The organism is Caballeronia sp. LZ065 (assembly GCF_031450975.1).
GTDB lineage: Bacteria > Pseudomonadota > Gammaproteobacteria > Burkholderiales > Burkholderiaceae > Caballeronia.
The window spans coordinates 1,711,425-1,720,150 of sequence record NZ_JARUXV010000001.1; the positions used below are offsets into that span (position 1 = coordinate 1,711,425).

The 8,726-nt window shown below is 62.1% G+C and carries 9 protein-coding genes; 5 read left to right on the top strand and 4 right to left on the bottom strand.

Features of this window, described 5'->3' with window-relative positions; all coding sequences use genetic code 11:
* Positions 1-78 precede the first annotated feature (78 nt).
* The 3 genes from QCE63_RS07900 to QCE63_RS07910 are packed head-to-tail and all read left to right on the top strand — an operon-like array spanning position 79 to position 2,998.
* The gene (locus QCE63_RS07900) at positions 79-1,275 is read left to right on the top strand and encodes a polyamine ABC transporter ATP-binding protein (protein WP_309832169.1); all 1,197 of its coding nucleotides are present in this window, start codon (positions 79-81) and stop codon (positions 1,273-1,275) included.
* On the top strand, positions 1,272-2,180 hold the full coding sequence (locus tag QCE63_RS07905; protein WP_309832171.1) for an ABC transporter permease subunit: 909 nt from the start codon (positions 1,272-1,274) through the stop codon (positions 2,178-2,180). The genes QCE63_RS07900 and QCE63_RS07905 overlap by 4 nt, the downstream gene beginning before the upstream one ends.
* Positions 2,180-2,998 carry an ABC transporter permease subunit gene (locus QCE63_RS07910; RefSeq protein ID WP_309833725.1) on the top strand — a complete coding sequence of 273 codons (819 nt, stop codon included), beginning with the start codon at positions 2,180-2,182 and terminating at the stop codon, positions 2,996-2,998. The genes QCE63_RS07905 and QCE63_RS07910 overlap by 1 nt, the downstream gene beginning before the upstream one ends.
* Positions 2,999-3,062: 64 nt before the next feature.
* Here the strand turns inward: QCE63_RS07910 and QCE63_RS07915 are convergent, their stop codons facing one another.
* The 4 genes from QCE63_RS07915 to QCE63_RS07930 form a co-directional block, all read right to left on the bottom strand.
* A complete protein-coding gene (locus QCE63_RS07915; RefSeq protein ID WP_309832174.1) occupies positions 3,063-4,067 on the bottom strand; it encodes a threonine/serine dehydratase in 1,005 nt (334 codons plus the stop codon).
* A gap of 23 nt (positions 4,068-4,090) precedes the next feature.
* Complete coding sequence (gene argE / locus QCE63_RS07920) at positions 4,091-5,326, bottom strand: acetylornithine deacetylase (protein WP_309832176.1); 1,236 nt, start codon at positions 5,324-5,326, stop codon at positions 4,091-4,093.
* Positions 5,327-6,013: 687 nt separating this feature from the next.
* Positions 6,014-6,868, bottom strand: a complete 855-nt coding sequence (locus QCE63_RS07925; RefSeq protein WP_309832178.1) for a polysaccharide deacetylase family protein — start codon at positions 6,866-6,868, stop codon at positions 6,014-6,016.
* Positions 6,865-7,749: a glycosyltransferase family 4 protein gene (locus QCE63_RS07930; RefSeq protein ID WP_309832180.1), complete on the bottom strand. Its 885-nt coding sequence runs from the start codon at positions 7,747-7,749 to the stop codon at positions 6,865-6,867. Before QCE63_RS07930 ends, QCE63_RS07925 begins: the two co-directional genes overlap by 4 nt.
* Here QCE63_RS07930 and QCE63_RS07935 point away from each other — a divergent pair.
* Both QCE63_RS07935 and QCE63_RS07940 read left to right on the top strand, forming a co-directional pair.
* Positions 7,739-7,933: a hypothetical protein gene (locus QCE63_RS07935; RefSeq protein WP_309832182.1), complete on the top strand. Its 195-nt coding sequence runs from the start codon at positions 7,739-7,741 to the stop codon at positions 7,931-7,933. The genes QCE63_RS07930 and QCE63_RS07935 overlap by 11 nt on opposite strands.
* A 356-nt stretch (positions 7,934-8,289) precedes the next feature.
* Positions 8,290-8,726, top strand: a 437-nt coding sequence (locus QCE63_RS07940; RefSeq protein WP_309832184.1) for a hypothetical protein, incomplete at its 3' end; no start/stop codon positions are given.

Sequence of the window (8,726 nt, forward strand, 5' to 3'; positions counted from 1 at the left end):
TGCGGGAAGCACCAATGACAATGATGGGCAAGGGCGCGCGCAACGCGGCGCAACCACGCAGGAGTCGGACAGGCAATCATGAGTGAGCAGTCGAGCGCGTCGCAGGCGACGCCCAATGGATCCGGAGCACCGGGTGGTATCAATGGCCGGCAGGAGCCGGTCGGCGCCTTGTCCGGCGCAAGTCTCACTGACAACTTCGTGCAGGTCGTCGATGTCGTCAAGAAGTTCGGCGAGACGACGGCCGTGCGGGGCGTCAATCTGTCGGTGAAGAAGGGCGAGCTGTTCGCGCTGCTCGGCAGTTCCGGATGCGGCAAGTCCACGCTATTGCGGATGCTGGCCGGCCTCGAGTCCGTGACCGAAGGCCAGATCCTCATCGACGGCGAAGACCTCGCGCAGATGCCGCCGTATCGGCGGCCGGTGAACATGATGTTCCAGTCATACGCGCTGTTCCCGCACATGACCGTGGAGTCGAACGTCGCATACGGGCTCAAGCAGGAAGGCGTGCGCGGCGCGGAGCTGAAGGACCGCGTCGACACCGCGCTCAAGCTCGTGCAGATGGCGCCGTATGCGAAGCGCAAGCCGCATCAGTTGTCGGGCGGCCAGCAGCAGCGCGTGGCGCTGGCGCGCAGCCTCGTCAAGCGTCCGAAGCTCCTGCTGCTCGACGAGCCCATGTCCGCGCTCGACAAGCAGATTCGCCAGCGCACCCAGATCGAGCTGGTGAACATTCTCGATCAGGTCGGCGTGACCTGCATCATGGTGACGCACGACCAGGAAGAGGCCATGACCATGGCCAACCGTCTGGCCGTGATGAGCGAAGGGCAAATCGTGCAGCTCGGCACGCCGCACGAAGTCTATGAATTCCCGAACAGCCGCTTCTCCGCGCAGTTCATCGGCTCAACCAACCTGTTCGACGGCAATGTCGTGGAAGACGAGCCGGATCACGTGTTCGTCGAATCGACGGACCTGCCGGTGCGGCTTTATGTGAACCACGGCATCACCGGGCCGCTCGGCATGCCCGTCACGATTTCCGTGCGGCCCGAGCGCATCGCGCTGACGCGCAAGCCGCCCGACGGCGCCTATAACTGGGGCCGCGGCAGGGTCAGCAACATCGCGTACATGGGCGGCTATACGCTGTATCACGTGACGCTGGATTCGGGCAAGGTCGTGGTGGCGAACCTGTCGAGCCTTGCGATCGGCGAGATCGATTCCCCGACCTTCGACGACGAAGTCTACGTGCGCTGGAGCGCGTCAGCCGGCGTGGTGCTGACGTCATGATGGCCAACCTGTTCAGGCGCATGGGCGTGTCGGGGCGCACGCTGGTGATCGGCGGGCCGTATCTGTGGCTGCTGCTGCTGTTCTTCGTGCCGTTCCTGCTGGTCGTGAAGATCAGTTTCGCCGACAGCCAGCTCGGCATTCCGCCGTACACGGAACTGGTCGCGCTGAAAGACGGCGTGCTCAACATCGCGCTCGATTTCTCGCACTACGCGTTCCTGGTGCAGGACAGCCTGTACTTCGCGACTTACATGAACTCGCTGCTGGTCGCGGCGGTCTCGACGCTGCTGTGCCTGCTGATCGGCTATCCGATGGCGTATTACATCGCGCGTTCGAATCCGGCCTCGCGCAATTTGTTGCTGATGGCGGTGATGTTGCCGTTCTGGACGTCGTTCCTGATCCGCGTGTACGCGTGGATCGGCATTCTCAAGAACAACGGCCTGCTCAATAACTTCCTGATGTCGATCGGACTGATTCACTCGCCGATCGAGCTGTATCACACCAACATCGCGGTCTATATCGGCATGGTGTATTCGTACCTGCCGTTTCTCGTGATGCCGCTGTACGCGCATCTCGTGAAGATGGACCTGACGCTGCTCGAAGCCGCCTACGACCTCGGCGCGAAACCGTGGAAGGCGTTCGTGCAGATCACGCTGCCGCTGTCGAAGAACGGCATCATCGCGGGCTGTTTGCTGGTGTTCATTCCGGCGGTGGGCGAGTACGTGATTCCCGAACTGCTCGGCGGCGCCGACACCCTGATGATCGGCCGGGTCATGTGGAACGAGTTCTTCGACAACGCCGACTGGCCGATGGCCTCCGCCGTCACCTGCGCGATGGTCCTGCTGCTGCTCGTGCCGATGGCGCTTTTCCAGCACTTCCAGGCGAAGCAACTGGAGCGCAAGCGATGATCAAGACCAGCCGTCCGTTGCAGGTCACGTCGCTCGGTATCGGGTTTGCGTTCCTGTATATCCCGATCCTCAGCCTGATCGTCTATTCGTTCAACGAGTCGCAACTCGTGACCGTGTGGACTTCGTTCTCGCTCAAGTGGTATCGCGCGCTCTGGTCCGACGACGAACTCATCAACGCGGCGTGGCTCTCGTTGCGCATTGCGTTCCTGACGGCGTGCGCGTCGGTGGTGATTGGGACGTGGGCGGGCTTCGTGCTGGCGCGCATGGGCCGCTTCAAGGGCTTCACGCTCTATACGGGCATGATCAACGCGCCGCTCGTGATTCCCGAAGTGATCCAGGGTATTTCGCTGCTGCTGCTGTTTGTCGAGATGGCCAAGCTGATTGGCTGGCCGGCGGGGCGCGGACTCTTCACGATCTGGGTCGGACACGTGATGCTGTGCATCTCGTATGTGGCGATCATCGTGGAATCGCGCGTGCGCGAGCTGAATCCGTCGCTGGAGGAGGCCGCGCTCGACCTGGGCGCCACGCCCTTGCGCGTGTTCTTCACGATCACGTTGCCGCTCATTTCGCAGGCGCTGGTGGCGGGGTGGCTGCTGTCGTTCACGCTGTCGATCGACGATCTCGTGCTGTCCGCGTTCCTGTCGGGGCCGGGCTCCACGACGCTGCCGCTGGTCGTGTTCTCGCGCGTGCGGCTGGGCCTCAATCCGGAGATGAACGCGCTGGCGACCTTGTTCATCGCGGTGGTGACGGTCGGGGTGATCGCGGCGAATTACTTCATGCAGCGCAGCGAGCGCAGGCGGCTCGCGGGGGTGATGTAAGCCTTGTTTGAAACGCACGCGGCCCCGCGTCGAAAGGCGCGGGGCCGCGTCGCGTTTCAGACCTTCAGACCGCAGCGAGATGACGCGCGAAGGTGGCCGGATCGGTGTTGGTGCCGCACAGCAGCACGCCGACGCGTTTGCCTTGCAGCCGTTCGTGCAGCGGGCCGAGGAGGGCAGCGGTGGCGGCCGCGCAGGCTGGCTCCACGGCGAGCTTGAGTTCGCCGAACAGTTGCAGCATGCCGTGCCGCAATGCGTTGTCCGACACGGTGACGATTTCGTCGATATGCCGCCGGCACAACTCATAGCTGTATTGCTCGGTGTGCGGCGCCATCAATGAATCGGCGATGCCGTGCATCGCGCCCATCTTGATGGTGTGATTGGCTTCGAAGCTGCGCTTCATCGCGTCCGAGCCTTCCGGTTCGACGCCATACACATGCAGTGACGGATTCGCGAGGCGCATCGCGGTGGAGACGCCCGCCGCGAGTCCGCCGCCGCCGATCGGCAGGATGACCGCGTCGAGATCCGGCGCTTGCGAGGCCCATTCGTAGCCGAGCGTGGCTGTGCCGAGCACGGTGCGATAGCCGTTGAACGGATGGATGAACACGCGTCCTTCTTCCGCCTCGACGCGGCGCACGACATCGAATGCTTCCGCGACGTTCTCCGCGAACACGACTTCCGCGCCGTAGCGCCGGCACAGCGCGACGCGCGCGGGACTTGCGCTGCGGATGATCACCACCTTGGCGCCCACGTCCATGCGTTGCGCGGCGTAGGCGACCGCCACCGCATGATTGCCCGCCGACACGCAGGTCACGCCTGCCGAGCGTTCGCTGTCCGTGAGCGCGAGCAGGTTGGAGAACGCGCCGCGCGCCTTGAAGGTGCCGCTTGCCTGCAACAGCTCCATCTTGAAGGTGACGGGCGTGCCTTCGAGCGTCGGGAAATCGTGACGTTCGAACGTGGGCGTGCGTGCGACCCAGGGCGTGAGGGCCATGTGCTGCCCGGCGATGTCGTCGAGCGTGGGGATCGGCGTGCCGTCGATCGTGTTGTCGGAATGGTGCGTGTCGGTGGACATGACGCGTGGTGACTTGGGTTGGATCAGCGTGCCTGTGCTTCGACGGACATGCTGTGGATGAACTTGCCGAGGAACGCCTCGCACTGCGCGAGTTGTTCGAGCGACACGTATTCGTTCGCCTTGTGCGCCTGCTCGATGTTGCCCGGCCCGCACACGATGCTCGGCACACCCGCGTTCGCGAACAGGCCGGCTTCGGTGCCGTAGGCGACCTTGTGCTTTTCCTGGTCCGCGGTGAGTGCGCGCACGAGTTGCGTGATGGCGGCTTGCTCGGTGGCGTCGAGGCCAGGCGCGGCGGCGAGTTTCGTGAATTCGATTGCGGCGTTGCCGTGTTCCTTCAGCATGCGGGGCAGCAGCGTCTCGCGTGCATAGGACTCGATGCGCCCGAAGATCTGCTCGGGATCGATGGTCGGCAGATTGCGGAATTCGAACTCGAAATTGCATTCGGCCGGCACGGTATTGATCGCGTTGCCGCCCTTGATGGTGCTGGTCTGGCCGGTGGTGAAGGGGACGTCGTAGAGTTCGTCGAACGGGCCTTTGGCGCGGAACTCGTCGACGAGATCGCGGATATGGCAGATGAGGCGCGCGGCGTATTCGATTGCGTTGAGACCCTTCGGGGTCAGCGACGAATGCGCGGCGAAACCGCGCACGCAGCAGTGATAGGTGTTGATGCCCTTGTGGGCGATGATCGGGCGCATGGAGGTCGGTTCGCCGACGATGCAGCCGTCCGGTTGCAGGCCGCGCTTCTTGAGGTCGGCGAGCATCAGCGGTGCGCCGGCGCAGCCGACTTCTTCGTCATACGAAAGCGCGAAGTGGATGGGTTTGGCGAGTTTTGTGGCCTGCATTTTGGGCAGCATCGCGAGTGCTGCGCCGATGAAGCCTTTCATGTCGCATGAGCCGCGGCCGTAGAGGAGGCTGTCGCGGATTTCGGGCTTGAAGGGGTCGCTGTGCCAGTCCTGGCCGTCGACCGGAACGACGTCGGTATGGCCCGACAGCACGATGCCGCCGTTGGTCTGGCCGTCGTGGGCCGGGACGGTGGCGAAGAGATTGGCCCACTGGCCGCGGGGATCGTTGGTGATCGTGGCTTCGATGCCCGCGCGGCGGAGTTCATCGCGGACGGTTTCGATCAGGCCAAGGTTGGGGTTGCGGCTGACGGTATCGAAAGAAATCAGTTTTTCGATCCAGGGGAGGGAGAGCGGCGAGGCGGTTCCGGACGAGGACGATGAGGCTTCGAGATGCGCCGGGTCAGCGATCTGTGACATGTTTTTGGCTCCTGCGGGTAGGGTTTGATCATAGCCCAAAAACGCTCGTTCGCTCGCTTGGGGTTCTGGGCTCTTGGTCTTCGCCTGGGTTGCTTGGGTTCGCCTGCGCTTCTATGGACTTCCTGTATTCGCGTCGGTCTGTTGGCACTGCCCCGGTCTTCGCTCTGGTCCTTCGCGTGGTTCTTTGTGTTTGCCACACGCTTCCATGGACTTCCCGTAATCACGTCGGTCTACTAGCACTGCCCCTCCCCGGGGCGGGGGTAACTTTCTTTGCGGCTGCAAAGAAAGTCACCAAAGAAAGCAGCTTTCTTACCGCCCAAGGTCCACCAAGCGACGCGACACAGAAACACCTCACTGGCCCGGCACTAGCGAGTGCCCTCACAGGCCTAACCGGGCTTGGATCGCGGACCCACCGTGACAACGCGCCGTTCAACGAACTGGTGCAGCCATTGAAAGCGCCGGCTCAGCGCTACGCGCTGCCGAAGGATATGCAACGGAAACCACCGATGTGTTACCCATGTCGTGGAACAGGTGTCATGTCTCCGGTCCACACGCGCCTGCAAAGAAAGTGACTTTGCTCGGCGGAGGGGCGTGCTGATAGACCTGCGCGATCACGGGCAGTCCATGGACGCCCACGCAAACCAGCGAATGCCATCTACCCGTTGCCGCGGTTTTATTTTTTTGCGGTCAGCGCTTGATCGTCAGATAAGCCCGGCTAATTGCGGGCCTCGTATGGACCCACAATCGTGAGGCAAGCCAGCTTGCGGGGCGATCGCGTACCTCGAGACGCTTGATCGTTCGTTCCGCATCGGCCGATGCCGTGCGGTCGAGCAAACCCGCGCCCACATTCGTGCCCGTATGGCATGTATAAAAATGCCGAAAGCCGGCATCGAGCGCCACTGCACGATAGTCGTCGTCGTAATAGCCCTGCGGCCAGCAAAGATGGTTCGATGTTTCGCCAAGGCGCGCGCGCAGAACCCTACGCGCCGCACCAAGATCCTCGCGAAGCCGCGCGCGCTTCTCCACATTTGATTTCGCAACCTGGTCCCAGCGCACATGCGTATGCGTATGGCTATGGAATTCGAACGTACCGGCTTCACGCATCGCGTCGATTTCCGACCAGCGCAGAACAGCTTCATCCGCGCGCCCTTCTTCTATCGCAATCTCGCTTGAGCGATGATCGAGCAACGACGGAAGGCGCGCTCCCGCATGCGATGCATTCGCGCGCACGTCGCCTTCGCCAGGCCAGCTGCTCACCAGAAAGCACATTGCCGTGAACGCATGTCGCTCCAGCACAGGATGGGCGTGGACCCAGTTGTCGAGATAGCCGTCGTCGAAGGTGATGACAAGCGATTTCGGCGGCACGTCCTCGCCCCGCAGAAACGCGGCAAGCTGCGCCGACCCGAGCGTGCAATAGCCCGCGTTCACCAGATATTCCATCTGGGCGGCGAAGTGCTCAGGCTTCACCGTGATCATGCCCGGCGATGTGCTGACGTGGTGATACATCAGCACCGGCACTGCGTTCGCGCGCTGTCGGCTCATTGACGATGTCCCCGCTCATGCAATGCGCGCCGGTAGAAGAGGGCCGTTTCATAGGCCATGTCACCCACGGTGAAGCCGCGTTCCGTGATGCGCAGACTCTCGCGGCGCAGCCGCTCGCGTAACGGCGCTTCGTCGATCATGCGCACGATCGCCGCGCGCAAGGCCACCGGATCGCGCGGCGGGACGAGCAATCCGTTCACATCGTGCTGAATCAACTCCGGCACACCGTCGACATGAGTGCCGATGACGGGCAAACCGGCAGCCATCGCCTCGATGAAAGCCTGGCCGAGCGCTTCCTGATGCGTGGGCAACACGAAGAAATCGCTGCCACGAAAGATGTTCGGTATGTCGGTACGAAAGCCGAGCAAGTGGATGCGATGAGCCATCCCAAGACTCTCCACGATGCCCTTGATGCGCTCGAAGGCCGGACCGTCTCCCGCCATCACCACATGAAAATCCGGATGCGTTTCGAGCAACGGACGCACGGCGGCGATCAGGTCTTCGTGTCCCTTCTCGTCGCGCATGATGGCGACCATGCAGGCGACCAGCGCATCGGGTTGGAGGCCGAGCTCCGCGCGCAGGGTCGAATGCAAAACGAGTTCGGGCTTGACGATGCCGTCGTAGATCGTTTCGACCCGCTTCTCCGCGACGCCTGCAGAGATGAGATAGCGGCGCACGAAATGACTCACCGCGATCACGCGATGAGGAATCCATGTATAGGTCGCAAGCGAGCTGATCGGCAACGCGAGATGCCGCGTACGCACGATGAGCGGCGTGTTCGCGAGTCGGGCCGCCGTGCCCGCGACGAGGCTGTCGTGACCACTGTGTGTATTGAGTACGTCGAAGGCGCGACGTCGCAGCAGTGATTTGATGCGCATCATCGAATGCATGTCGCCGCCGCTGCGCATGCGTGCGTGCGTGATGAACCGTAAAGCCCTGCTCGGCGCAACGCTGTCCGAGGCGCGCGTCGCCCGGACAGATCAGTTCGACGGAGTGGCCGCATTCGCGCATTGCAACCATCTCCTTCAGCGTGCGGATTTCCTGCCCGCCCCAGCCTTTCGATGACTCGCTATGTAAGATCTTCAAGCGCCTGGTCTCCCACAACCTTGGCAACGATGTGCCAGAAATATTTGGTAATAATTCGAATGCTTTTCGGCCCTTGGCGGTTCATGAGAAGGCTCAAGGGATTTGTTCGGCCCGGAAGGGGGGCGACGAGAGACGTCGGATCGAAAGCGTAACGAAAGCGTTTTGCGGGCGAGACCTTGCGTGACAAGCGACGATGTTTGATGGTCGATTGGGGTGGCTAGGCGGGTGCCGGACGTGATTGGCTAACGGCAGATGCTTAAGGTTGGTTGACTAGTTGCTAGCAAATTTCTTATGGGGTTTTCGATGAGTTAGCGCCTTGCTTAAGCAGTCGTGTCTTGGCTTCGACTCAAGGCGGCTCGTTTGAAGTGCATGACAGGAGCGCAAACGTTTGTCCTTGGTTTTGTTTGCCTGCGCTTCTATGGACTTCCTGTATTCGCGTTGGTTTGCTTGCACTGCCCCTCCCCGGGGCGGGGGTAACTTTCTTTGCGGCTGCAAAGAAAGTCACCAAAGAAAGCAGCTTTCTTACCGCCCAAGGTCCACCAAGCGACGCGACACAGAAACACCTCATTGGCCCTGCACTAGCGAGTGCCCTCAAAGGTCTAACCGGGCTTGGATCGCGGACCCAACATGACAACGCGCCGCTTAACGAACTGGTGCAGCCATTGAAAGCGCTGGCCCAGCGCTACGCGCTGCCGCAGGGTATGCAAGGGAAACCGGTGGGAGGCAAGAGCAATGAGATGGAGGCGTTAGCAAACAGGCACGGGCAGACCCG

Coding starts and splice junctions, on each gene's coding strand:
- QCE63_RS07900 (WP_309832169.1), top strand. CDS start 79: ATGAGTGAGCAGTCGAGCGCGTCGCAGGCGACGCCCAATGGATCCGGA.
- QCE63_RS07905 (WP_309832171.1), top strand. CDS start 1,272: ATGATGGCCAACCTGTTCAGGCGCATGGGCGTGTCGGGGCGCACGCTG.
- QCE63_RS07915 (WP_309832174.1), bottom strand. CDS start 4,067: ATGTCCACCGACACGCACCATTCCGACAACACGATCGACGGCACGCCG.
- argE (WP_309832176.1), bottom strand. CDS start 5,326: ATGTCACAGATCGCTGACCCGGCGCATCTCGAAGCCTCATCGTCCTCG.
- QCE63_RS07925 (WP_309832178.1), bottom strand. CDS start 6,868: ATGAGCCGACAGCGCGCGAACGCAGTGCCGGTGCTGATGTATCACCAC.
- QCE63_RS07935 (WP_309832182.1), top strand. CDS start 7,739: ATGCGCATCATCGAATGCATGTCGCCGCCGCTGCGCATGCGTGCGTGC.
- QCE63_RS07930 (WP_309832180.1), bottom strand. CDS start 7,749: ATGATGCGCATCAAATCACTGCTGCGACGTCGCGCCTTCGACGTACTC.